A 23,770-nucleotide genomic window follows, 5' to 3' on the forward strand; every position below is an offset into this window, starting at 1 on the left:
GCTCATAGGCTGACCGGGTGGATCTCGACCCCTGGCTGATCGCGCTGACCGTGGCCGCCGCGCTGTGGGGCGCGGGCGTGGGCACCCTGCTGCCCCGCCCCGCCTACCGCTTCACGGTCGACGAGGAGGACTCCTGGCAGGACGAGTGTCCCGCCGGTCACCGGATCACCGGGGTCGCGGGCGGCTGGCTCGGCCCGGCTCGCTGCACGGCAGACCTGCCTGGGGCCACCACGGCCGTCACGCCCCTCACCGCCACGGCCCCCACCTGCGCGTACGGACCCAGCACCCCCACTGTCGCCACAGCGACCGCCCTTGTCTGCGCCACACTCGCCCTGGCCACCGGCCCCCGCCCCGAACTCGGTGTGTGGCTGCTCCTCGCCCCGCTCGGCGTGTTGCTCACCCTGGTGGACCTCGGGGCACAACGCCTCCCGGACGCCCTGACGTTGCCGCTCGCGGGCCTGGCCCTGGTTCTGCTGGGCGCGGTGGCGTTCGTGCCCGAACATGCGGGCCAGTGGCGTAGCGCGGCTTACGGCACACTCGCCCTCGGTGGCTTCTACTTCCTCTTCTTCCTCATCAGGCCCGTGGCCCTCGGATTCGGCGACGTGAAACTGGCCCTGGGCCTGGGTGCCGTGCTCGGCTGGTACGGCTGGGGCGCGCTGTACCTCGGCACCTTCGCCGGCGCGCTCATCGGCAGCGCGTACACCCTGGCCGTGGCCGCCCGGGGGCGCCCCGTCCGCGGACAGCAGGTCGCCCTGGGCCCCTTCATGATCGCCGGAGCGTACGTGGGGCTGCTGCTGGAGGCGTACGCGGCCTGAGCCCGGCCGCGTTCCCGTTCGCCGGGCCTCCGGAGTTATCCACAGGTGGACGGGCTGACGTCGGCCGGTCCGGGCCCCTGGCGTAGGCTGGCCCGGTCCGTTCAACCCTTACGAACCCTACGAAAGGGACGCCGCCGGTGACCGAGAAGGCCGACCTCCAGTCTGTTCTCGACCGTGCCGCCGAGGGTGGGCGGATCACGCCGGAAGAGGCGCTCGACCTCTACCGCGATGCGCCGCTGCACGCCCTGGGTGCCGCCGCCGACGCGGTGCGCAGGCGGCGGTACGCGGGTACGGAGCACATCGCGACGTACATCATCGAGCGGAACATCAACTACACGAACGTGTGCGTGACGGCGTGCAAGTTCTGCGCCTTCTACGCCCCGCCGAAGGCCAAGGACAAGGGCTGGACACGCGATCTCGACGACATCCTGCGCCGCTGCGCGGAGACCGTCGAGCTGGGCGGTACGCAGATCATGTTCCAGGGCGGGCACCACCCGGACTACGGGGTGGAGTACTACGAGACGCATTTCGCCGCCATCAAGAAGGCGTTCCCGCAACTGGTCATCCACTCCCTCGGCGCGTCCGAGGTCGAGCACATGGCCCGTATCTCCAAGGTGAGTGTCGAGGAGGCCATCCAGCGGATCCACGCCGCCGGTCTCGACTCCTTCGCGGGTGCCGGCGCGGAGTTGCTCCCCGAGCGTCCCCGCAAGGCCATCGCGCCCCTGAAGGAGAGTGGCGAGCGCTGGCTGGAGATCATGGAGGCCGCGCACAACCTGGGCGTCGAGTCCACGTCCACGATGCTCATGGGCACCGGCGAGACCAACGCCGAGCGCATCGAGCACCTGCGGATGATCCGTGACGTACAGGACCGGACGGGCGGCTTCCGCGCCTTCATCCCGTACACGTACCAGCCGGAGAACAACCACCTCAAGGGCCGTACGCAGGCCACGCTCTTCGAGTACCTGCGCATGATCGCCATCGCCCGCCTCTTCATGGACAACATCGCCCACATCCAGGGCTCCTGGCTCACCACGGGCAAGGAGATCGGCCAGCTCTCCCTGCACTACGGCGCGGACGACCTCGGCTCGATCATGCTGGAGGAGAACGTCGTCTCCTCCGCCGGTGCCAAGCACCGCTCCAACCGCCTGGAGATCATCGACCTCATCCGCAAGGCCGGCCGCGTTCCCGCCCAGCGGACCACGACGTACGAGCACATCGTCGTCCACGACGACCCGGCGAACGACCCGGTCGACGAGCGGGTCATGTCCCATATCTCCTCCACGGCCATCGACGGCGGCACGGCCCACCCCGAACTGAAGCTGCTGAGCGCCAACTAGGGCCCGGATGCTGACCATTCACGCTGCCGACGAGGTGCGGCACACCTGGGACGATGCGGAACCGATCAAAGGCGGCGCCGTCGCGGTGGAGGGTCTCCTGGTCCGGGCGGTGGGGCCGCTGGCAGAGATCCAGGAGCGGTTCCCGGGTGCCCGCGTGCGGCGGTGGCCCGGTGTCCTCGGGCCCGCCCGTGTCCACGAGGGGCCGCTCCCGGGCGCCCCGACACCCCGTGAACGCATCCACGCCGTACTGAAGTCGGGCGCCGCCGCGGTCCTGGAGGAGCACGCCGGTGCCCCCGAGCTCCGTGCGGCCGCCGACCGGAACGACGTGGTGGTGCTGCCACGGGCGCGGCGAGCGTCGATCACCGAAGCGGGCCGCGCCGACCTCGCAGTCTTCGACGACTCCGGCACCTGCGTGGCCACGGTGTGCGCGGGACGCCTGGTCCACCGCCGCCGGTGATCCGGGGGCGTGGGCGGCGCCGTGGGCACCGCGCGACGGCTCACCCCCGGCTCACCCCGAGAACGCCTCCCCGAACGCTCCGTCCTCCTGCTCCACCCCGCTGCAGTCGCTCAGTTCGTCCCTCGCACCGCCCCCGCACTCCTGATCCCGGAACGTCGCCCACATCGACACCCAGGCCACCCCCTTCTCCTCCGCGAACTCCCGCACCTGCGCCGCGTCCTCCAGCGTGAACGTCTCGTTGTCCACGTCGTTGACGCCGAGCATCGAGGTCAGAGCGAGGGCACCCCACGCAGTGGTGTCACTCGTGCCGAAGATGTCCCTCAACTGCCGGTGCGTCGCCTCGGCGGCCTGTTCCGCGTAGTCGCCCATGTCACCGTCGTACGAACTGGCGTAGTTCATGGTCATGATGTTGACCGTGCTGATCCGGACGCCGTGGTCGTCGGCCGAGTCGAGGAGCGCCACGCCGTCGTCGTCCAGGCCGGAGGGCATCACGGGCAGGGTGAAGGAGACGGAGAGGTCGGGGCGGTCCTTCTGGAGGAGCGCGATCGCCTCGGAGCGCAGGCCGACGGAGCCGGAGTCCTCGAGGGCGTCTCCCTCGACGTCGAAGTCGGCCTCGGCCGAGCCGGCCGCGTCGAGCGCCCAGCCGTAGGCGTCGGTGAGTTCGGACGCGCTATCGCACGCCTGGGCCAGCTCCGTGCCCGAGGCGCCGCCGAACGAGACCCGCACCGACGCGCCGGACCCCGTGAGCGCCGCGGCACGGGACCGCACCGCCGCGTCGTCGATCGCCTCCGTCCCGTTCCACGCGGGCGTGCACGCGTCGCCGTCGGCGATCACGAACGCGAGGTGGTACGCGGCCGCCGAGCCGGCGTTGTCGAGGGGGGAGGACTCGGTGGCGTTCACATAGGGCGCGTAGACCGTGGGCGCCTTCGTGGGTGATTTCGTCGTCGCCTTCCCCTCCTCGTTCGTCTTCGCGGTGCAGCCCGCGCAGGCCAGGGCCATCAGGCATATCAGTCCGACGGTTCGTTTCAGGGAATTCCTCACGACAATCACGAGCAAAATGAAGCACACCCGGCCGTGCTCCATGTGCGCTTCGGAATCCTCGAACTCGCACGGGCCTTCCGCGAAAGAATCTGAGAATCGTTCGGCGGGTCGGCGGGTCGGCGGGTCGGCGGGTCGGCCGGCGGGTCGGTCGCCGGGTCGGACAGCCGTTCCACCGCCCGTCCGGACAAAGGCCGCCCGATGTGGCGGGATATGCGATCGTCGACAATTCCGGGCGCCGTGCGGGTGGGTGGCGCGTGTGCGTCCGGACCGTGCTGCCACAATGGGCCCGTGACCCGCGCATCCCTGGACAAGCAGCCGCACGAAGTCGCCTCGATGTTCGACCGAGTGGCGAAACGGTACGACCTGACCAACGACGTGCTGTCCCTCGGGCAGGACCGCCGCTGGCGCAAGGAGGTCGCGCGGGCGGTCGACGCCCGCCCCGCTCAGAAGATCCTGGACCTCGCGGCCGGTACGGGCACCTCCTCCCTGCCCTTCGCGCAGACCGGCGCCTATGTCGTCCCGTGCGACTTCTCCCTCGGCATGCTCCGGGTCGGCAAGGAGCGCACATCCTGGCTGCCGTTCACCGCCGGCGACGCCACGAGACTGCCGTTCAAGGACGACACCTTCGACGCGGTGACCATCTCCTTCGGACTGCGGAACGTGCAGGACACCGACAGCGCGCTGAGCGAGCTGTACCGGGTGACCAAGCCCGGCGGCCGGGTCGTGATCTGCGAGTTCTCCCACCCGACGTGGACGCCGTTCCGCACCGTCTACACCGAGTACCTGATGCGCGCGCTGCCCCCGGTGGCCCGCACGGTCTCGTCCAACCCGGACGCGTACGTCTATCTCGCCGAGTCCATCCGCGCCTGGCCCGACCAGGCGGGCCTCGCCGAGCGCCTGCGGAAGGCCGGCTGGGACCGGGTGGCCTGGCGGAACCTCACGGGCGGCGTGGTCGCTCTGCACCGGGGGTTCAAGGCCGACGCGTAGGGCCTCTTCAGCTCTGGGTTCACCCGTACGAGGGGTGACCTCGAGGGAATTAAATTGACGGGAACCGGTCAACAGAAACTACCGTCCGTTGATACGTCGGTACGCGCCGATGACGAGCACCGCATCTCGGCGCGCCACCTGACCACGTTCGACAGGTCTCATCACGGCACGAGTTTTCTGGATGACGGAGCGTTCCATGACGTCCTACTGCCCGCACTGCGGGACACCCGGCCCCGACGAGGCACGCTTCTGCATGAAGTGCGGGCGGGAACGCATGCCGGTTCCGGCGGCCGGGGCCGGCACGGGCGCGGGGGCGCCGTCGGCGGCAGGCTCCGGCACAGGGACCGGAACGCTCCCCGCACCACCGGCGGTTCCCCCGTCGGCTCCGCCGACGGCGCCGCCCCTCGGTCCGCCTCCGCCTCCGCCCCCTCCCGCGTACGCCCCCGCCCCCACCCGGCCCTCACCCGTCGGCGCCTTCTTCGGCCGGGCCTTCCGGGGCGACTGGGGCGGCTCCGTGCTGGCCGCGCTCTGGCCGGTCGGGCTGCTCCTCGGTGCCGCCGTCGCGCTGGCCCTCCCCTCGTACGGTCAGGACGACGAGGTCGCCGTCGGCTTCGGGGACCGTCTGGGCATCGCCCTCGCCGCCCTCCTCCAGGGCCTCGGCGGCGGCTTCGAGGCCTCGGCGATCGACATGGGCTACAGCGGCGATGCCGGGTCGGCGGAGGGCGCCTTCACCATGACCCTCGTTCCGCTCACGGTGACCGTCCTGTTCATCGGGGCGCTCTTCCTCGGCGTACGGCAACTGCGGACCCGCATGGCGACCCGCGGCGCGTACGGACCCTACGGCGGGCACGCCCCGCACGGCGGGCACGTCCCGTACGGCGGCGGGCACCTCGGATACAGCGGTGGGCACCCCGGACACGGCGGCGGACCCGGCGGCGGGTACGAGACGTACGGCGGTGCCGGCGCCGTCGCCGGGGGAGTCGGGGGAGCCGGCGGAGTCGGGGGCGCCCCGGGTGGGCGGACCGGCGGGCTCGAAGCGGCCGTGCGGGTCACGCTGTCGGTGACCGTCGCCGTACTGCTGCTCGGGCTGTTCGCGCAGCCGGAGATCGCCGGTGTCGCCGAGGTCTCCACCTCGGCCTGGCTCGCGGCGCTGGGCGCGCTGCTGCTCACGGCCGCGGTCTCGGCCCCGCTGCTGCAGCGCGACGAACTGGCCGCCTGGCTGGCCACCCGCCCCGGCCCCCAGGCCTTGTTCCGGGCGACCGGCACGGCCCTACGCGCCCTGGCGACCGTCCTCGCCCTGTGCTCGCTGGTCGCGTTCATCCTCGTCGCGTCAAGCGACGACCTGCGCTCCGAGTGGGACAACGACATCAACCCGCTGCTCATGGCACTGGTCGTCCTTCCGAACATCGCCGTCAACCTGCTCGGCATCTCCTGGGGAGCCTCCGTCGAGATGGCGGCCGGGCGCACGCCGTACGGGGACGACACGTCGTACGGGAACGACTCCTCGGGCGAGTACGGCCTGGTCGAGTCCGTCCCCTACGCCAGTGGCTACGAGCACGAGACGTTCGGGCTCTCCGAGGTCGGTGACGTGGTCAACTCCTGGGCCGTGGTGGGGGCTCTGGCGCTCGGCGCGGTCTGCGCGCTGACCCTCGGCGTTTTGGCCGCGCGTCGCTCGGCGAGCCGCGGCGAGCAACTCCTGGCCGCGGGACTCTTCTTCGGCCTCTTCCTGCTCCTGGCCGGCTTCGGCGGTTTCGGTGCGGAGACCACCGGCTCGGCGGCGTCCGACTTCGGCGAACTGTCGGCCGCGGGCCGGGCCGAAGTCGGCCTCGACATCCCCGAGGTCCTGCTCTTCGGCCTCCTCTGGATCTTCGGCGCGGCCTTTCTCGCGCCCTACCTGCTCCAGATGGCCGGAGCGCGCACAACCGTCATCGCCCCGCCCGTCCCGGCGATGCCGGGGGCCGCCCCGACGCCCTACGGAGCGCAGATCCCGCCCCAGACCACACCGGCACCGGCACCGGCACCGACCACACCGGCACCGCCCCAGCTCACACCGGCACCGCCCCAGTCCACACCCCTCCCGCCCCGAGCCGCTTCGGTCCCGGCCGCGGCCCCGGTGCCGTACGAGACCCCGCTCGTGGAACTCGGTCACCACCCCCTACCACCCAACGGACCCGCCAAGTCCGGCGGACGCGCCCTGCTGTGGACCCTCACGATCCTGGCGGCCTTCGTGATCGGGGGCGGCGCGGCGGCGGCCATCCTGCTCTGGCAGCAGTAAGCGGAAGTAGGCAGAAGAAAGCAGAAGGAAGCAGAAGAAGCAGAAGCGAGGAGGGGAAGAGCGCCTGACGGACGAGGACGGAGAACCGCGCCGCGAACGCGGCACGCACGCCCCCACCGCCCTACCGAAGAACCGGAAACGGATCCCCGGGCTCGTCCAAGGCCTGCCAACCCGTGCGCGCGTCCACGGCCATGAGCCCGACGAACCGGACACACGCACTTCCGATGACGTGACGCGCCGGTGCCGTGGACGAACGGACGCTCAGCCGCCCGGTGTCACAGGGTCAACCGATAGCAGTGGCCCACCTGCTGCGAGACAGGCCTCGTGTACTTCTCCGCCAGTTCCATGCCCAGCCGTCGGGTGACGGCGATGGAGCGTTCGTTGCGGGCGTCGACCATGGCGACGACGCTGTCGACGCCGGCCGCCCGCACCCGCTCCAGGGTCTGCAGCGCGGCGGCCGTCACATATCCCTTGCCCCAGTAGTCGCGGGCGAGCCGCCAGCCGATCTCGATCTCGCCGGTCGGGCCCCACTCCCGTGGCCACGGCTGCGCACCGGTGAAGCCGATGGCCCGGCCCTCCTCGTCGAGCATGGTCCACAGGCAGAACCCGCGCTCGGCGTCGTGGCGGCGCTGGCGCGCGGTGAGCTCCTCGTACACGGACAGCTCGGCGGACCGGCCGCCGTGGAACTCCATGACGTCGGGATCGTCGAAGATCCGGTGCCAGGCGAAGGCGTCCTCGTCGGTGGGGACGCGCAGCCGTACGTCGGGCAGAGCTCTGTTCACAGGGGCAGCCCTTCAGCCGATGATCGATACCGCTGAATAGACTGCCCATGTCCGACGCCCGTCGGCACCTGTTTTCTGGTCTTCCGGCCACTGCTCCCTCAGCCGCCGGTCGTCCAGCGGACTTCGCTTCGAAAACCTCTACTTCTTGGGGAGAACCCGTCGTGACCGAGCCCCAGCCCCTTACCGAACACACCGCCGATGTGATCGTCGTCGGGGCCGGGCCAGCCGGTTCCACCACCGCGTACTACCTGGCGAAGGCCGGTCTTGACGTGCTGCTCCTGGAGAAGACCAGCTTCCCGAGGGAGAAGGTCTGCGGCGACGGCCTCACACCGCGCGCCACCAAGCAGCTCGTGTCGATGGGCATCGACATCTCGGAGGAGGCGGGCTGGCTGCGCAACAAGGGTCTGCGGATCATCGGCGGCGGCGTCCGCCTCCAGCTCGACTGGCCGGAACTCGCCTCCTACCCGGACTACGGACTCGTCCGCAAGCGCGACGACTTCGACGAGCAGCTCGCCCGCCAGGCCCAGAAGGCCGGTGCCCGGCTGCACGAGCGCTGCAACGTGGGCGCGCCGATCGTCGACGACCGCACGGGCCGTATCACCGGCGTCCACGCCAAGCTCGGCGACGACAAGCGGGAAGTCACCTTCCACGCCCCGCTGGTGGTGGCGGCCGACGGCAACTCCACCCGGCTCTCCCTCGCGATGGGCCTGCACCGCCGCGAGGACCGCCCGATGGGCGTCGCGGTCCGTACGTACTTCACCTCCCCGCGCCACGACGACGACTACCTGGAGTCCTGGCTGGAGCTGTGGGACAAGCGGGGCCCGGGCGAGGACCGTCTCCTCCCCGGCTACGGCTGGATCTTCGGCATGGGCGACGGCACGTCCAACGTCGGGCTGGGCGTCCTCAACACTTCCGCCGCCTTCAAGGAGCTGGACTGGCGAGACGTCCTGAAGGCGTGGTGCGCCTCCATGCCCGAGGAGTGGGGCTACACCCCCGAGAACATGACCGGCCCCATCCGCGGCGCCGCCCTCCCGATGGCCTTCAACCGCCAACCCCACTACACCAAGGGCCTGCTGCTGGTCGGCGACGCCGGCGGCCTGGTGAACCCCTTCAACGGCGAGGGCATCGCGTACGCCATGGAGTCCGGCCAGATCGCCGCCGACGTCATCGTCCAGGCGCACGCCCGCGCCACCCCCGGCCAGCGTGAACTCGCCCTCCAGCGCTATCCGCAGGTTCTCAAGGACACCTACGGCGGCTACTACACGATGGGCCGCGCCTTCGTGAAGCTCATCGGCAACCCGAAGATCATGAAGCTCGCCACGCAACGGGGCCTGACCCACCCGCTCCTGATGAAGTTCACCCTGAAGCTGCTGGCCAACCTCACCGACCCCACCGGCGGCGACGCGATGGACCGCGTCATCAACGGCCTGAGCAAGGTGGCGCCGAAGGCGTGACCCGCGCGGGTCCATGGGCATGAGGGATTCCGGCTCACGGAGCGGAATCCCTCAGGCGCGTTCAGGAGGCCCGCTACGGGGTGGGATGCTCTGGGGCCTTCGTTGTGGGGCGGCAGCGCCCTGTGGGGCCCCTGGAGCCCCTTCCGGGGGCAGCACCGAGGGCCGCTGTCCCCATCGGGAGAGCGGCCCTGCGAAAAGCGGTGCGACCTCGCGGCTCAGAGCACGCGCACCGCGCCCGTCGCCGGGTAGCCGGAGAGGTCCTGGATGACGACCCCCTTGGAGGGGTTCGCGGCGTCGAGGTACTGGCCGCCCCCGATGTAGACACCCACGTGGTACGCCGAGCCCTTGGCGCCCCAGTACAGGATGTCGCCGACCTGCAGGTTCGACAGGGAGACCTCGGTGCCCTGCATCGACTGGTCCTGCGAGACCCGGGGGAGGTCCACGCCGACCTGCTTGAACGCGGCCTGCACGAGCGAGGAGCAGTCCCACGCGTTGGGGCCCGTGGCGCCCATGACGTAGGCGTCGCCGAGCTGCGCCTTCAGGAAGGCGATGACCGTGCCGACGCTGCCGGTGGCGGGCGTCGTCGTGGTCGCCGTCGACGAGTTGGTCGTGAGGGTGGTCCGCTCGGTGTCACGCGAGGCGCGCTCGGCGGCGGCCTTGCGCTCGGCCTCCTCGGCGGCCTTCTTCCGGGCCTCTTCCTTCTTCGCCTTGGCGAGGTCCTTCTCGGCCTTCTTGGCCGCCTCTTCGGCGGCCGTCTCACGCTCGGCCTGCAGCTGGTAGTCGGCCGCCATCGCCTGCGTGGCGTCCGCGGACTGCGCGGCCTGCGTGGCCAGGTCAGCCGTGAGGGTGGGCAGTTCGAGCGTCTGCGTCACCGGCTCCGCGGCGAACGCGGACGTGGACGCGCCGGCCACTGCCACGGTGCTGAGAACGCCACCGGCGACTCCGGCGCGCATCGCGATCGAGGACGCGTTGCGGCGGGGTTTCCGGTGGCTGCGTATGTGAGCGGTGTGGGACATGGGTACAAGCGGTACCAGCGACTCCTCCATACCTTCAAGAAACGTGTGCTGCGCCACAGTTGTTCAACGGAGGCCGCACATTTCTTGGGCGTCACTCTTTATTGACGCCGTAACGGACATTGTGGACACGACTGATCAGGTCTGTGGTCATGTACTTTCGTGATTACGTCCGAATTGCCCTGCGCTTACCATTGATTGCGGCGAGTGGCCAAGGGCGGTTCATTTGATCTCGGTCCGATGTGGCGCAGGTCACGGAACGGTCTCCGATGTGGCCGCGTCCCGCGCGGGATCGCCCGTCGCTCGGCGCTCGTGAATGCGTGCACGCGTCCACATCCGCCATCGAACCTCCCTCAGGGGTGTGAACGCGGCGCTCTACCAACCGACCCGGCCCAGCACCAATTTGCATGCGTCGGAACTCTCTTGATATAGAGACGCCCCCTGTGACCAGCGATGATGACTGAAAATGTCACTTCTGGTGATCACTCTGCCGCTTCGTGTACGAAGATCGTCGCTCATCCGACTTCATGATCCTTCGTCAGGTGGTGGAGATCACAAACTCGGTGCCGTACCCCGTGTCGCAGATCACAGACCCTCAGGCATAGGATGCGGGGCAGTTGGGCTTGTGACCTGCTTCACATGTTCGCGATCTTCGTCGAGACGGGCGGGGTTCGTGGGACGGGTGGGGCGGAGACCAAGGCCACGCAATCCGCCAGCAGTCAGTGCCGACTGAGAGGAGCGAGGAGCGGTGAACGCGTATGCGCCCATCCTCGTACTGGGAGCCCTCGGGGCAGGCTTTGCGATCTTCTCCGTGATCATGGCCACGCTGATCGGCCCGAAGCGTTACAACCGGGCCAAGCTAGAGGCCTATGAGTGCGGGATCGAGCCCACCCCCACGCCGGCCGGCGGCGGGCGTTTCCCCATCAAGTACTACCTGACGGCGATGCTCTTCATCGTCTTCGACATCGAGATCGTCTTCCTCTACCCCTGGGCCGTCACCTTCGACGCCCTGGGTGTTTTCGGGCTCGTGGAGATGTTGCTCTTCGTGCTCACCGTCTTCGTCGCATACGCGTACGTGTGGCGGCGCGGCGGCCTGGAATGGGACTGAGGGGCCTTATCAATCATGGGACTCGAAGAAAAGCTGCCGAGCGGCTTCCTGCTGACCACCGTCGAGCAGGCCGCAGGGTGGGTACGTAAGGCGTCCGTCTTCCCCGCCACCTTCGGCCTCGCCTGTTGTGCCATCGAGATGATGACCACGGGCGCGGGGCGCTACGACCTGGCGCGCTTCGGCATGGAGGTGTTCCGCGGCTCGCCGCGCCAGGCGGACCTGATGATCGTGGCGGGCCGGGTGAGCCAGAAGATGGCGCCGGTGCTGCGGCAGGTCTACGACCAGATGCCGAATCCCAAGTGGGTGATCTCCATGGGGGTCTGCGCGTCGTCGGGCGGCATGTTCAACAACTACGCGATCGTCCAGGGCGTCGACCACATCGTCCCGGTCGACATCTACCTCCCCGGCTGCCCGCCACGGCCGGAGATGCTGATGGACGCGATCCTCAAGCTCCACCAGAAGATCCAGTCCTCCAAGCTCGGCGTGAACGCCGAGGAAGCGGCCCGCGAGGCGGAGGAGGCGGCGCTCAAGGCGCTCCCCACCATCGAGATGAAGGGGCTGCTGCGATGAGCGACGCCAACGGCACCAGCGGACCCAACCCCGAGAAGGACCTCTCCGCCTCCAACCTCCCCGGCCAGCGCGGCGACGGCGGTGAGGAGATCCGCGTCCAGCGCGGCATGTTCGGCGCCGGCAACGGCGGCGACACCTCCGGCTACGGCGGCCTGGTCCGCTCCATCCGGCTCCCCGGCGCGGCGGCCCGGCCCTACGGCGGCTGGTTCGACGAGGTCGCCGACGAACTGGAGGGCGCCCTGGAGGAACAGGGCCTCGTCGTCGAGAACGTGATCGACAGGACGGTCGTCGACCGCGGCGAGCTCACCTTCCACATCGAGCGCGAGTACCTGCCGACCGTCGCGCGCACCCTTCGCGACGACCCGGCCCTCCGCTTCGAACTGTGCACCGGCGTCTCCGGCGTCCACTACCCCGGTGACAAGGGCCGCGAGCTGCACGCCGTCTACCACCTGCGCTCGATCACCCACAACCGGCTGATCCGCCTGGAGGTCTCCGCCCCCGACGCCGACCCGCACATCCCGACGCTCGTCCCCGTCTACCCGACCAACGACTGGCACGAGCGCGAGACGTACGACTTCTTCGGCATCGTCTTCGACGGTCACCCCGCGCTGACGCGGATCATGATGCCGGACGACTGGCAGGGCTTCCCGCAGCGCAAGGACTATCCCCTCGGCGGCATCCCCGTCGAGTACAAGGGCGCCCAGATCCCGGCTCCGGACCAGCGGAGGTCGTACTCATGAGCACGCAGCACGCATCGGCCGCCGCCTCGGCGCGCGAGACCACCGAGGGGACCGTCTACACGGTCACCGGCGGAGACTGGGACGAGGTCGCCGAGACCGCGGCGAAGTCCGACGACGAGCGCATCATCGTCAACATGGGCCCCCAGCACCCCTCCACGCACGGGGTGCTCCGGCTCATCCTGGAGATCGACGGCGAGACCGTCACCGAGGCCCGCTGCGGCATCGGCTACCTCCACACCGGTATCGAGAAGAACCTCGAGTACCGCACGTGGACCCAGGGCACCACGTTCGTGACGCGCATGGACTACCTGACGCCCTTCTTCAACGAGACGGCGTACTGCCTTGCCGTGGAGAAGCTCCTCGGCATCGAGGACCAGGTCCCGGACCGCGCCACGATCATCCGTGTGCTCCTGATGGAGCTGAACCGGCTCTCCTCCCACCTGGTGTGCATCGCCACCGGCGGCATGGAACTGGGCGCCACCACGATCATGATCTACGGCTTCCGTGATCGTGAACTCATTCTCGACATCTACGAGCTGATCACCGGCCTGCGCATGAACCACGCGTACATCCGGCCCGGCGGACTCGCTCAGGATTTGCCGCCCGGCGCGGTGGACCAGATCCGCGAGTTCGTGAAGAAGATGCAGAAGAACCTGCCGGAGTACGACAAGCTCGCCACCGGCAACCCCATCTTCAAGGCCCGTATGCAGGACGTCGGCTACCTCGATCTCTCCGGCTGCATGGCCCTCGGCGCCACCGGCCCGATCCTGCGCTCGGCCGGCCTTCCGCACGACCTGCGCAAGGCGCAGCCGTACTGCGGGTACGAGACGTACGACTTCGACGTCCCGACCGCCGACACCTGCGACTCCTACGGCCGCTTCCTGATCCGTCTGGAAGAGATGCGCCAGTCCCTCAGGATCGTCGAACAGTGCCTGGACCGGTTGCAGCCCGGCCCGGTCATGGTCGCCGACAAGAAGATCGCCTGGCCCGCCCAGCTCGCCCTGGGACCGGACGGACTCGGCAACTCGCTGGACCACATCAAGAAGATCATGGGCACCTCCATGGAGGCCCTGATCCACCACTTCAAGCTGGTGACCGAGGGCTTCCGCGTCCCGCCGGGACAGGCGTACGCGGCGGTCGAGTCGCCCAAGGGCGAACTCGGGGTGCACGTCGTCTCCGACGGAGGCACCCGCCCCTTCCGGGTCCACTACCGCGACCCGTCCTTCACCAATCTGCAGGCCATGGCGGCGATGTGCGAGGGCGGCCAGGTCGCCGACGTCATCGTCGCCGTCGCGTCCATCGACCCCGTGATGGGAGGCGTCGACCGGTGACCACCACCCCCGAGGGCGTCAGCCTGGGCATGCCCCAACTGCCCGCGCCCGACTACCCGGACGACGTTCGAGCCCGGCTGGAGCGGGACGCGGCCCAGGTCGTCGCCCGCTACCCGGACTCCCGGTCCGCCCTCCTGCCGTTGCTGCATCTCGTGCAGTCGGAGGAGGGCCATGTCACCCGCACCGGCATGCGGTTCTGCGCCGAGGTGCTCGGCCTGACCACGGCCGAGGTCACCGCGGTCGCCACCTTCTACTCCATGTACCGGCGGAAGCCCTCCGGCGACTACCAGGTGGGCGTCTGCACCAACACCCTGTGCGCGGTGATGGGCGGCGACGCGATCTTCGAGGCGCTCCAGGACCACCTAGGTGTCGGTAATGGAGAGACCACCGACGACGGCAAGGTCACCCTGGAGCACATCGAGTGCAACGCGGCCTGCGACTTCGCGCCGGTCGTGATGGTCAACTGGGAGTTCTTCGACAACCAGACCGTGGACAGCGCCAAGCGCCTCGTCGACGACCTGCGCGGGGGAGCCGAGGTCCGGCCCACGCGCGGGGCGCCGCTGTGCACCTTCAAGGACACCGCGCGGATCCTCGCCGGCTTCCCCGACGAGCGGCCGGGTGCCGTCGAGGCGAGCGGCGGTGCGGGACCCGCCTCGCTGGTAGGCCTCCGCCTGGCCAAGGGGGAGAGCGGACCCGCGCGCGTGGTCCACCCGCGGGACGGCGGCCCGACCGAGGAGCCGCACGACAAGGTGCACGAGCCGTCACCCACCGAGCACTTGAGCTCGCACGACGCGCCGCAGGACACATCGGCCTCCGACCCGGCCCATCCGGCAGGGCCTGCCGCCGAGGAGGGGGAGTGATGACGTTGGCAACCGAGATCAAGGGCACCAGCCCGGAGAAGCTGCTCGCACCCGTGCTGTCGGCCTTCTGGGACGAGGACAAGCCGTGGTCGCTGGACGTCTACCGAAGGCACGAAGGGTACGAGGGGCTGCGCAAGGCGCTGGCCATGTCACCGGACGACGTCATCGCGTACGTCAAGGAGTCCGGACTGCGCGGCCGAGGCGGCGCCGGATTCCCCACCGGAATGAAATGGCAGTTCATTCCCCAGGGTGATGGAAAACCGCATTATCTTGTTGTCAACGCCGACGAGTCGGAGCCCGGAACGTGCAAGGACATTCCGCTCCTCTTCGCGAACCCGCACAGCCTCATCGAGGGCATGATCATCGCGTGCTATGCCATTCGGTCTTCGCATGCCTTCATCTATCTGCGGGGTGAAGTCGTCCCCGTCCTGCGGCGGTTGCACGAGGCCGTCCGCGAGGCCTACGAGGCGGGCTTCCTCGGCGAGAACATCCTGGGCAGCGGACTCGACCTCGACATCACCGTGCACGCGGGCGCGGGCGCGTACATCTGTGGTGAGGAGACCGCGCTGCTCGACTCGCTCGAAGGCCGCCGTGGTCAACCGCGGCTGCGTCCCCCCTTCCCTGCTGTCGAGGGCCTCTACGCGTGCCCGACTGTCGTGAATAACGTCGAATCCATCGCGTCAGTTCCCGCCATCCTGCAAAAAGGCAAGGAATGGTTCAGGTCGATGGGCAGCGAGAAGTCCCCCGGCTTCACGCTCTATTCACTCAGCGGCCACGTCGCCAGCCCCGGCCAGTACGAGGCCCCGCTCGGTATCACCCTCCGCCAGCTCCTGGAGATGAGCGGCGGCATGCGACCCGGGCATCGCCTCAAGTTCTGGACGCCGGGCGGTTCCTCGACCCCGATGTTCACCGACGAGCACCTCGACGTCCCTCTCGACTACGAAGGAGTGGGCGCCGCGGGTTCCATGCTCGGCACCAAGGCACTCCAGTGCTTCGACGAGACCACCTGCGTCGTACGGGCCGTCACCCGCTGGACCGAGTTCTACGCCCACGAGTCCTGCGGCAAGTGCACCCCCTGCCGCGAAGGCACGTACTGGCTGGTCCAGTTGCTGCGTGACATCGAGGCCGGCAAGGGCGTCATGAGCGACCTCGACAAGCTGAACGACATCGCCGACAACATCAACGGCAAGTCCTTCTGCGCCCTCGGCGACGGCGCCGCCTCGCCGATCTTCTCCTCCCTCAAGTACTTCCGCGCGGAGTACGAGGACCACATCAAGGGCCGGGGCTGCCCCTTCGACCCGGCCAAGTCGACCGCCTGGGCCGACAAGGACAAGCACGCGGAGGTGAACGCATGACCGTACTGCCATCGACCAGCGGCTCCGCCGCGGGCGAGCGCCCCTCCGGGGGCGGCGAGGCGACGGTCCCGCCGGAGGATCTCGTCTCGCTGAAGATCGACGGTGTCGACATCAGCGTGCCCAAGGGCACCCTGGTCATCCGGGCCGCCGAACAACTCGGCATCGAGATCCCCCGCTTCTGCGACCACCCCCTGCTCGACCCGGCCGGTGCCTGCCGTCAGTGCATCGTCGAGGTCGAGGGCCAGCGCAAGCCCATGGCTTCCTGCACGATCACCTGCACGGACGGGATGGTCGTCAAGACCCACCTCACCTCCCCGGTCGCGGAGAAGGCCCAGAAGGGTGTGATGGAGCTCCTGCTCATCAACCACCCGCTGGACTGCCCGGTCTGCGACAAGGGCGGCGAGTGCCCGCTGCAGAACCAGGCCATGTCGCACGGTCATGCAGAGTCCCGCTTCGAGGGTCGCAAGCGGACGTACGAGAAGCCCGTCGCGATCTCCACACAGGTCCTCCTCGACCGCGAGCGGTGCGTGCTGTGCGCCCGCTGCACCCGGTTCTCCAACCAGGTCGCCGGCGACCCCATGATCGAACTGATCGAGCGGGGCGCCCTCCAGCAGGTCGGCACCGGCGAGGGCGACCCCTTCGAGTCGTACTTCTCCGGCAACACCATCCAGATCTGCCCCGTCGGCGCGCTGACCTCGGCGGCGTACCGATTCCGCTCCCGCCCCTTCGACCTCGTCTCCACGCCGTCCGTCTGCGAGCACTGCTCCGGCGGCTGCGCCACCCGCACCGACCACCGGCGCGGCAAGGTCATGCGGCGGCTCGCCGCCGACGACCCCGCGGTCAACGAGGAGTGGATCTGCGACAAGGGGCGGTTCGCGTTCCGGTACGCGCAGCGGCCGGACCGGCTGACCACCCCGCTCGTCCGCAACCCGGAGGGCGTCCTGGAGCCCGCGTCCTGGCCGGAGGCCCTGGAGGCCGCCGCGCGGGGTCTGCTGGCCGCGCGCGGCAGGGCCGGTGTCCTGACCGGAGGCCGGCTCACCGTCGAGGACGCCTACGCGTACAGCAAGTTCGCGCGCGTCGCCCTCGACACCAACGACATCGACTTCCGCGCGCGCGTGCACAGCGGTGAGGAGGCCGACTTCCTGGCCGCCCGGGTCGCCGGACGCGGACGCGACCTCGACGGGACGGGCGTCACGTACGCCTCCCTGGAGAAGGCGCCCGCGGTGCTGCTGGTCGGGTTCGAGGCCGAGGAGGAGGCGCCCGGCGTCTTCCTCCGGCTCCGCAAGGCCTGGCGGAGGCACAAGCAGCAGGTGTTCGCTCTGGCCACCCACGCCACCCGTGGTCTGGAGAAGGCCGGCGGCACCCTGCTGCCCGCCGCACCCGGCACCGAGACCGAGTGGCTGGACGCCCTCGCCAGCGGGTTCGGCCTTGAGGGAGACGGCACCAGGGCGTCCGAGGCGCTGCGCGCCGAAGGCGCCGTGATCGTCGTCGGAGAGCGGCTCGCGGCCGTCGCCGGCGGGCTCACCGCCGCCGTACGGGCCGCGTCGCTGACCGGCGCGAAGCTGGTGTGGATCCCGCGCAGGGCCGGTGAGCGCGCCGCCGTCGAGGCGGGCGCGCTGCCGTCGGTGCTGCCGGGCGGGCGCCCGGCCACCGAGCCACGCGCACGCGCGGAGGTCGCCGCCGCCTGGGGCGTCGCCGAACTCCCCTCGCGATACGGCCGGGACACCGGCCAGATCGTCGAGGCCGCCGCCACCGGAGAGCTCGGGGCCCTGGTGGTGGCGGGCGTGGAGGTCGCCGATCTGCCCGACCCGCAGCGCGCGCGTGAGGCGCTGTCCGCGGTCGGCTTCCTGGTGTCGCTGGAACTGCGGCCCAGTGAGGTCACCGAACGGGCGGATGTCGTCCTCCCGGTCGCCGCCGTCGCCGAGAAGGCGGGCACCTTCGTCAACTGGGAAGGCCGCGTGCGCATGTTCGAGGCCGCGCTGAAGCCCGACCAGATGACCCGCCCGGTGGCACCCACCGACGGACGGGTGCTCCAGATGCTGGCCGACGCCATGGACGTCCACCTGGGGCTGCCCGATCTGCGCACCGCGCGCGCGGAGTTGGACCGGCTCGGGGCATGGGACGGGCCGAGGGCGTCGGAGCCGGTGGAGGTCGCGGCCGCACCTCCGCGTCCCGCCACCGGGGAGGCCGTACTCGCCGGGCACCGGCTGCTGCTCGACCAGGGCCGCCTCCAGGACGGCGACGAGGCGCTCGCCGGGACACGGCACTCCGCCCACGCGCGCGTGTCCGCCGCCACGGCCGCCGAGGTCGGCGTCAAGAACGGCGACGCCCTCGCGGTCAGCGGTCCCGCCGGAACCGTCGCACTGCCGCTGCGGATCACCGAGATGCCCGACCGCGTCGTCTGGCTGCCGCTGAACTCCACCGGCTCGGGCGTCGCCTCCGACACCGGGGCGCTGCCCGGCGCACTCGTCCGTATCGGCCCCGCGACGCTCGCCGCCGAGGCCCCCGAGGAGGTGGAGGCGTGAGCCCCTTGTACCTCGCCGCGGAAGACCTCTCGATGTTCGGCCGCGACCCCTGGTGGCTGGTCGTCGTCAAGGCGGTGTTCTGCTTCGCCTTCCTGATGATCACCGTGCTGTTCTCCATCGTGTGGGAGCGCAAGGTCGTCGCCTGGATGCAGCTGCGCGTCGGCCCCAACCGGCACGGCCCCTGGGGCATGCTCCAGTCGCTCGCCGACGGCATCAAACTGATGCTCAAGGAAGACGTCATCGTCAAACGCGCGGACAAGGTCGTCTACGTCCTCGCGCCGATCGTCGCGGCCATCCCGGCGTTCATGGCGATCGCGGTGATCCCCTTCGGCCCGGCCGGCAACGAGATCTCGATCTTCGGCCAGCGCACCACCATGCAGCTCACCGACCTGCCGATCGCGATGCTGTACATCCTCGCGGTCGCCTCGGTCGGCATCTACGGCATCGTCCTCGCGGGCTGGAGTTCCGGATCCACCTATCCGCTGCTCGGCGGACTGCGTTCCGCCGCCCAGATGATCTCGTACGAGATCGCCATGGGCGCCGCGTTCGCCTCGGTCTTCCTCTACTCCGGATCGATGTCGACCTCGGCGATCGTCGAGGCGCAGCAGGACCGCTGGTACATCGTGCTGCTGCCGGTCTCGTTCGTCATCTACATCGTGACCATGGTCGGCGAGACCAACCGCGCCCCCTTCGACATGCCGGAGTCCGAGGGCGACCTGGTCGGCGGCTTCAACACCGAGTACTCGTCGATCAAGTTCGCGATGTTCATGCTCGCCGAGTACGTCAACATGGTGACCGTCTCGGCCGTGTCGGTGACGCTGTTCCTCGGCGGCTGGCGGGCCCCCTATCCCATCAGCACCTTCTGGGAGGGCGCCAACCACGGCTGGTGGCCGATGCTCTGGTTCGTGGTGAAGGTGCAGCTTCTGCTGTTCTTCTTCATCTGGCTGCGCGGCACCCTCCCGCGCGTCCGCTACGACCAGCTGATGAAGCTCGGCTGGAAGGTCCTCCTCCCGGTCTCCGTGGTCTGGCTGATGCTCGTGGCGACCGTACGGACCCTCAGGAACGAGAACTACGACTTCGCCGAGATCGCCCTGTACGTCGCCGGGGCAGTCGTCGTCCTGTTCCTGCTCTCCGTCGTCGCGGACATGTTCCGCGACCGGCGCGAGGCGCGGGACAAGCCGGCCGAACCGGCCGGCTTCGACCCCATGGCGGGCGGATTCCCCGTGCCGCCCCTGCCCGGACAGACCCTCCCGCCGGTGCCGCGAAGGCGTCCGCGCCGGGAGCGGGAGCTGATTGTCAGTGGCGGGTCCGATACTGACAGTGACGGATCTTCGAATGGGAGGGAGGCGTCCGATGGCTGAGGAGCCGAAAGAGAGCAAGCAGGGGTTCCAGAACCCCGTCGCCGGCTTCGGCGTGACCTTCAAGGCCATGTTCAAGAAGCGGCTGACCGAGCAGTATCCGGAGCAGCAGAAGACCACGGCCCCGCGGTTCCACGGCCGGCACCAGCTCAACCGCCATCCGGACGGCCTGGAGAAGTGCGTCGGCTGCGAGCTGTGCGCCTGGGCCTGCCCCGCCGACGCGATCTACGTGGAGGGCGCGGACAACACGGACGAGGAGCGCTACTCGCCGGGCGAGCGGTACGGCCGCGTCTACCAGATCAACTACGCCCGCTGCATCCTGTGCGGTCTGTGCATCGAGGCCTGCCCCACGCGCGCGCTCACCATGACCAACGAGTTCGAGCTGGCGGACAGCAGCCGCGCCAACCTCATCTACACCAAGGAACAACTGCTCGCCGGCCTGGAAGAGGGCATGGTCGACACGCCCCACTCGATCTTCCCGGGCACCGACGAGCAGGACTACTACCGGGGCCTGGTCACCGAGGCAGCACCCGGTACGGAGCGTCAGGTCGCCACCTCCAAGGGCGAGAAGCCGCAGGACGCGGACTCCACCGCCGGTGAGGGCGAACCGGCGTCGGAGAAGGTGATCCGCCGATGACGCAGCAACTCGCCGCATACACGACCTCCACCGGTGAGGCCTTCCAGTTCTGGGTGCTCGGCACGATCGCCGTGATCGGCGCCCTGTGCACCGTCTTCATGAAGAGGGCCGTGCACAGCGCGCTCTGCCTGGCCGGCACCATGATCATCCTGGCGGTGTTCTACCTCGCCAACGGCGCCTACTTCCTGGGCATCGTGCAGATCGTCGTCTACACCGGCGCGATCATGATGCTGTTCCTGTTCGTGGTGATGCTCGTCGGCGTCACCGCGGCGGACTCCCTGAAAGAGACCATCAAGGGCCAGCGCTGGCTGGCCCTCCTGTGCGGCATCGGCTTCGGCATCCTGCTGATCTCGGGCATCGGAAACGCCGCGCTGACGGAGTTCAACGGCCTCGGCACGGCGAACGCGGGCGGCAACGTGGAGGGCCTCGCGGCCCTGATCTTCACCGACTACGTGTTCGCCTTCGAACTCACCGGCGCCCTGCTGATCACCGCCGCCGTCGGCGCGATGGTCCTCACCCACCGTGAGCGCACCGAGCGCGCCAAGACCCAGCGCGAGCTGGCCGAAGAGCGCGTACGCGAGGGCAAGCACCTCCCGCCGCTGCCGGCGCCCGGCGTGTACGCCCGTCACAACGCGGTCGACATCCCGGGCCTGCTGCCCGACGGCACCCCGTCCGAGCTGACCGTCAGCAAGACACTGCGGGACCGGGGCCAGATCCGCGACGTGTCGACCGAGGCGCTGAGCGACCTCAAGGCACTGGAACAGCGCGCCGAGGACCGCCTGGAGCGCTCCAACAGCGGAAGCAGCGGGAAGAACGGGGAGGCATCGAAGTGAATCCCGTCAACTACCTGTATCTCGCCGCCCTGCTGTTCACGATCGGCGCTACCGGCGTCCTGATCAGGCGGAACGCGATCGTGGTGTTCATGTGCGTCGAGCTGATGCTCAACGCCTGCAACCTCGCCCTGGTCGCCTTCTCCCGGATGCACGGCAATCTCGACGGCCAGATCATCGCCTTCTTCACGATGGTCGTCGCCGCGGCGGAGGTCGTGGTCGGCCTCGCGATCATCGTGTCGTTGTTCCGGTCCCGCCACTCGGCCTCGGTCGACGACGCCAGCCTGATGAAGCTGTAAGGGGTCGGAAGAATCGTGGAGAACATGATTGCGCTGCTGGTCGCGGCGCCCCTGCTCGGAGCGGCCGTCCTGCTGTGCGGCGGCCGGCGCCTCGACGCCGTCGGCCACTGGATCGGCACGGCACTCGCCGCCGCCTCCTTCGTCATCGGCGTCGTCCTCTTCGCCGACATGGTCGGCAAGAACGCCGAACACCGCGAGATCGGCCAGCACCTGTTCAGCTGGATCCCGGTCGAGGGCTTCCAGGCCGACGTCGCCTTCCAGCTCGACCAGCTGTCGATGACGTTCGTCCTGCTGATCACCGGAGTCGGCTCGCTCATCCACGTGTACTCCATCGGGTACATGGAGCACGACGAGCGCCGACGCCGCTTCTTCGGCTATCTCAACCTGTTCCTCGCGGCGATGCTGCTGCTGGTCCTCGCCGACAACTACCTGCTGCTGTACGTCGGCTGGGAGGGCGTCGGCCTCGCCTCCTACCTGCTTATCGGCTTCTGGCAGCACAAGCCCAGCGCCGCCACCGCCGCGAAGAAGGCCTTCCTGGTCAACCGCGTCGGTGACGTGGGCCTGTCCATCGCCATCATGCTCATGTTCACCACCTTCGGGACCTTCGCCTTCGGGCCCGTCCTGGAGGCCACCGGTGAGACGAGCGAGGGCACGCTCACCGCGATCGCCCTGATGCTGCTGCTCGCCGCCTGCGGCAAGTCCGCCCAGGTGCCGCTGCAGTCCTGGCTCGGGGACGCGATGGAGGGCCCGACCCCGGTCTCGGCCCTCATCCACGCCGCGACCATGGTGACCGCCGGCGTCTACCTGATCGTCCGCTCCGCCGACATCTTCAACGCCGCCCCGGACGCACAGCTCGTCACCACTGTCGTCGGCGCGGTCACGCTCCTCTTCGGTGCGATCGTCGGTTGCGCGAAGGACGACATCAAGAAGGCCCTCGCCGGCTCGACGATGTCGCAGATCGGCTACATGGTCCTCGCCGCCGGCCTCGGCCCCATCGGCTACGTCTTCGCGATCATGCACCTGGTGACGCACGGCTTCTTCAAGGCCGGCCTGTTCCTCGGCGCCGGCTCGGTCATGCACGGCATGAACGACGAGGTCGACATGCGCAAGTACGGCGGCCTCCGCAAGTACATGCCGGTCACTTTCGTCACCTTCGGTCTCGGCTACCTGGCGATCATCGGCTTCCCCGGTCTGTCCGGCTTCTTCTCCAAGGACAAGATCATCGAGGCGGCGTTCGCCAAGGGCGGCACCGAGGGCTGGATCCTCGGCGGCGTGGCCCTGCTGGGCGCGGCCATCACCGCGTTCTACATGACGCGCGTGATGCTCATGACCTTCTTCGGCGAGGAGCGCTGGCGCAACCAGCCGACCGCCTCCCCGGCGGAACCGGACGTGGAGCCCGCAGCCGCCGAACACCACGGCGCGGCCGCGTCCGGTCATGTCGCCGCCGCGACGGCCGAACCGCACCCGCACGAGTCGCCCAGAGTCATGACGATCCCCATGATCGTGCTGGCCGTCGGATCGGTCTTCGGCGGCGCGTTCTTCAGCATCGGTGACCGGTTCATCCACTGGCTGGAGCCCGTCACCGAGCACGCTCACGGCCACCCGCCGATCAGCGCGGCGGCGGTCACCACCGCCACGGTCGCCGTGATGGTCATCGGCGTCGGCCTCGCCTGGCTCCAGTACGGGCGCAAGCCCGTCCCCGTCGTCGCCCCGCGCGGATCACTGCTCACCCGGGCCGCCCGGCGCGACCTCCTCCAGGACGACTTCAACCACGTCGTCCTCGTACGCGGCGGCGAGCACCTCACCCGCTCCCTCGTGTATGTCGACCACACCCTGGTCGACGGCGTCGTCAACGGCACGGCGGCCTCCATGGGCGGCCTCTCCGGGCGGCTGCGCCGCATCCAGAACGGCTATGCCCGCTCGTACGCGGTCTCGATGTTCGGCGGCGCTGCGATCCTCATCGCCGCGACCCTGCTGATGAGGGCGGTCTGATACC

The 23,770-nt window shown here is 69.5% G+C and carries 21 protein-coding genes; 18 read left to right on the forward strand and 3 right to left on the reverse strand.

Going from position 1 to position 23,770, the window contains the following annotated elements; translation table 11 throughout:
• The first annotated feature begins 17 nt into the window (after positions 1-17).
• The 3 genes from ACFY9I_RS13075 to ACFY9I_RS13085 all read left to right on the forward strand — a co-directional run bounded on the left by ACFY9I_RS13075 (position 18) and on the right by ACFY9I_RS13085 (position 2,609).
• Entirely contained in the window at positions 18-815 is a 798-nt protein-coding gene (locus ACFY9I_RS13075) for a prepilin peptidase (protein ID WP_391000657.1), read from the forward strand.
• A gap of 137 nt (positions 816-952) precedes the next feature.
• Positions 953-2,152: a cyclic dehypoxanthinyl futalosine synthase gene (gene mqnC / locus ACFY9I_RS13080; RefSeq protein ID WP_391000660.1), complete on the forward strand. Its 1,200-nt coding sequence runs from the start codon at positions 953-955 to the stop codon at positions 2,150-2,152.
• 7 nt (positions 2,153-2,159) lie between these two features.
• Positions 2,160-2,609, forward strand: a complete 450-nt coding sequence (locus ACFY9I_RS13085; RefSeq protein ID WP_391000662.1) for a hypothetical protein — start codon at positions 2,160-2,162, stop codon at positions 2,607-2,609.
• Positions 2,610-2,660: 51 nt separating this feature from the next.
• Here the strand turns inward: ACFY9I_RS13085 and ACFY9I_RS13090 are convergent, their stop codons facing one another.
• A complete protein-coding gene (locus ACFY9I_RS13090; protein WP_391000665.1) occupies positions 2,661-3,650 on the reverse strand; it encodes a hydrolase in 990 nt (329 codons plus the stop codon).
• A 288-nt stretch (positions 3,651-3,938) separates the two neighbouring features.
• Here ACFY9I_RS13090 and ACFY9I_RS13095 point away from each other — a divergent pair, with 288 nt between their 5' ends.
• Together ACFY9I_RS13095 and ACFY9I_RS13100 are read left to right on the forward strand one after the other, a co-directional pair.
• On the forward strand, positions 3,939-4,637 hold the full coding sequence (locus ACFY9I_RS13095) for a demethylmenaquinone methyltransferase (protein ID WP_391000667.1): 699 nt from the start codon (positions 3,939-3,941) through the stop codon (positions 4,635-4,637).
• 196 nt (positions 4,638-4,833) lie between these two features.
• Positions 4,834-6,912 carry a zinc-ribbon domain-containing protein gene (locus ACFY9I_RS13100; RefSeq protein WP_391000670.1) on the forward strand — a complete coding sequence of 693 codons (2,079 nt, stop codon included), beginning with the start codon at positions 4,834-4,836 and terminating at the stop codon, positions 6,910-6,912.
• Between the two features lie 275 nt (positions 6,913-7,187).
• On the opposite strand, the gene ACFY9I_RS13105 is transcribed toward ACFY9I_RS13100, so the two are convergent.
• Positions 7,188-7,694 (reverse strand): GNAT family N-acetyltransferase, encoded by a 507-nt coding sequence (locus ACFY9I_RS13105; protein WP_391000672.1) that lies wholly within the window; start codon positions 7,692-7,694, stop codon positions 7,188-7,190.
• A 161-nt stretch (positions 7,695-7,855) separates the two neighbouring features.
• Between ACFY9I_RS13105 and ACFY9I_RS13110 the strand changes: the two genes are divergently transcribed.
• Entirely contained in the window at positions 7,856-9,148 is a 1,293-nt protein-coding gene (locus tag ACFY9I_RS13110; protein ID WP_391000675.1) for a geranylgeranyl reductase family protein, read from the forward strand.
• A gap of 215 nt (positions 9,149-9,363) precedes the next feature.
• On the opposite strand, the gene ACFY9I_RS13115 is transcribed toward ACFY9I_RS13110, so the two are convergent.
• Positions 9,364-10,194, reverse strand: a complete 831-nt coding sequence (locus ACFY9I_RS13115) for an NlpC/P60 family protein (RefSeq protein ID WP_391000678.1) — start codon at positions 10,192-10,194, stop codon at positions 9,364-9,366.
• A gap of 715 nt (positions 10,195-10,909) precedes the next feature.
• Here ACFY9I_RS13115 and ACFY9I_RS13120 point away from each other — a divergent pair.
• From ACFY9I_RS13120 to nuoL, 12 genes are read left to right on the forward strand one after another with little or no spacing between them, the layout of a single operon-like run.
• Complete coding sequence (locus ACFY9I_RS13120) at positions 10,910-11,269, forward strand: NADH-quinone oxidoreductase subunit A (RefSeq protein WP_009310323.1); 360 nt, start codon at positions 10,910-10,912, stop codon at positions 11,267-11,269.
• Between the two features lie 15 nt (positions 11,270-11,284).
• Positions 11,285-11,839, forward strand: a complete 555-nt coding sequence (locus ACFY9I_RS13125; protein WP_007383964.1) for an NADH-quinone oxidoreductase subunit B family protein — start codon at positions 11,285-11,287, stop codon at positions 11,837-11,839.
• Complete coding sequence (locus ACFY9I_RS13130; protein ID WP_391000680.1) at positions 11,836-12,579, forward strand: NADH-quinone oxidoreductase subunit C; 744 nt, start codon at positions 11,836-11,838, stop codon at positions 12,577-12,579. The genes ACFY9I_RS13125 and ACFY9I_RS13130 overlap by 4 nt, the downstream gene beginning before the upstream one ends.
• Positions 12,576-13,910 (forward strand): NADH-quinone oxidoreductase subunit D, encoded by a 1,335-nt coding sequence (locus ACFY9I_RS13135; RefSeq protein WP_391000682.1) that lies wholly within the window; start codon positions 12,576-12,578, stop codon positions 13,908-13,910. The genes ACFY9I_RS13130 and ACFY9I_RS13135 overlap by 4 nt, the downstream gene beginning before the upstream one ends.
• Positions 13,911-13,939: 29 nt before the next feature.
• Positions 13,940-14,770 (forward strand): NADH-quinone oxidoreductase subunit NuoE, encoded by an 831-nt coding sequence (gene nuoE, locus ACFY9I_RS13140; RefSeq protein WP_391001438.1) that lies wholly within the window; start codon positions 13,940-13,942, stop codon positions 14,768-14,770.
• Positions 14,767-16,125: an NADH-quinone oxidoreductase subunit NuoF gene (gene nuoF / locus ACFY9I_RS13145; RefSeq protein WP_391000685.1), complete on the forward strand. Its 1,359-nt coding sequence runs from the start codon at positions 14,767-14,769 to the stop codon at positions 16,123-16,125. Before nuoE ends, nuoF begins: the two co-directional genes overlap by 4 nt.
• Positions 16,122-18,650 (forward strand): NADH-quinone oxidoreductase subunit G, encoded by a 2,529-nt coding sequence (locus ACFY9I_RS13150; protein WP_391000686.1) that lies wholly within the window; start codon positions 16,122-16,124, stop codon positions 18,648-18,650. Before nuoF ends, ACFY9I_RS13150 begins: the two co-directional genes overlap by 4 nt.
• Positions 18,647-20,011 (forward strand): NADH-quinone oxidoreductase subunit NuoH, encoded by a 1,365-nt coding sequence (gene nuoH / locus ACFY9I_RS13155; RefSeq protein ID WP_391000689.1) that lies wholly within the window; start codon positions 18,647-18,649, stop codon positions 20,009-20,011. The genes ACFY9I_RS13150 and nuoH overlap by 4 nt, the downstream gene beginning before the upstream one ends.
• Positions 20,004-20,645 (forward strand): NADH-quinone oxidoreductase subunit NuoI, encoded by a 642-nt coding sequence (gene nuoI / locus ACFY9I_RS13160; RefSeq protein ID WP_391000692.1) that lies wholly within the window; start codon positions 20,004-20,006, stop codon positions 20,643-20,645. Before nuoH ends, nuoI begins: the two co-directional genes overlap by 8 nt.
• On the forward strand, positions 20,642-21,478 hold the full coding sequence (locus tag ACFY9I_RS13165) for an NADH-quinone oxidoreductase subunit J (protein ID WP_391000694.1): 837 nt from the start codon (positions 20,642-20,644) through the stop codon (positions 21,476-21,478). The genes nuoI and ACFY9I_RS13165 overlap by 4 nt, the downstream gene beginning before the upstream one ends.
• On the forward strand, positions 21,475-21,774 hold the full coding sequence (nuoK, locus tag ACFY9I_RS13170) for an NADH-quinone oxidoreductase subunit NuoK (RefSeq protein ID WP_009310327.1): 300 nt from the start codon (positions 21,475-21,477) through the stop codon (positions 21,772-21,774). The genes ACFY9I_RS13165 and nuoK overlap by 4 nt, the downstream gene beginning before the upstream one ends.
• A gap of 15 nt (positions 21,775-21,789) precedes the next feature.
• Entirely contained in the window at positions 21,790-23,766 is a 1,977-nt protein-coding gene (gene nuoL, locus ACFY9I_RS13175; protein WP_391000697.1) for an NADH-quinone oxidoreductase subunit L, read from the forward strand.
• The last annotated feature ends 4 nt before the right edge of the window (positions 23,767-23,770 follow it).

This window comes from Streptomyces sp. NPDC012510, assembly GCF_042955065.1.
GTDB lineage: Bacteria > Actinomycetota > Actinomycetes > Streptomycetales > Streptomycetaceae > Streptomyces.

Coding starts and splice junctions, on each gene's coding strand:
- ACFY9I_RS13115 (WP_391000678.1), bottom strand. CDS start 10,194: ATGGAGGAGTCGCTGGTACCGCTTGTACCCATGTCCCACACCGCTCAC.
- ACFY9I_RS13085 (WP_391000662.1), top strand. CDS start 2,160: ATGCTGACCATTCACGCTGCCGACGAGGTGCGGCACACCTGGGACGAT.
- ACFY9I_RS13125 (WP_007383964.1), top strand. CDS start 11,285: ATGGGACTCGAAGAAAAGCTGCCGAGCGGCTTCCTGCTGACCACCGTC.
- nuoE (WP_391001438.1), top strand. CDS start 13,940: ATGCCCCAACTGCCCGCGCCCGACTACCCGGACGACGTTCGAGCCCGG.
- ACFY9I_RS13100 (WP_391000670.1), top strand. CDS start 4,834: ATGACGTCCTACTGCCCGCACTGCGGGACACCCGGCCCCGACGAGGCA.
- ACFY9I_RS13135 (WP_391000682.1), top strand. CDS start 12,576: ATGAGCACGCAGCACGCATCGGCCGCCGCCTCGGCGCGCGAGACCACC.
- ACFY9I_RS13150 (WP_391000686.1), top strand. CDS start 16,122: ATGACCGTACTGCCATCGACCAGCGGCTCCGCCGCGGGCGAGCGCCCC.
- nuoI (WP_391000692.1), top strand. CDS start 20,004: ATGGCTGAGGAGCCGAAAGAGAGCAAGCAGGGGTTCCAGAACCCCGTC.
- ACFY9I_RS13165 (WP_391000694.1), top strand. CDS start 20,642: ATGACGCAGCAACTCGCCGCATACACGACCTCCACCGGTGAGGCCTTC.
- ACFY9I_RS13130 (WP_391000680.1), top strand. CDS start 11,836: ATGAGCGACGCCAACGGCACCAGCGGACCCAACCCCGAGAAGGACCTC.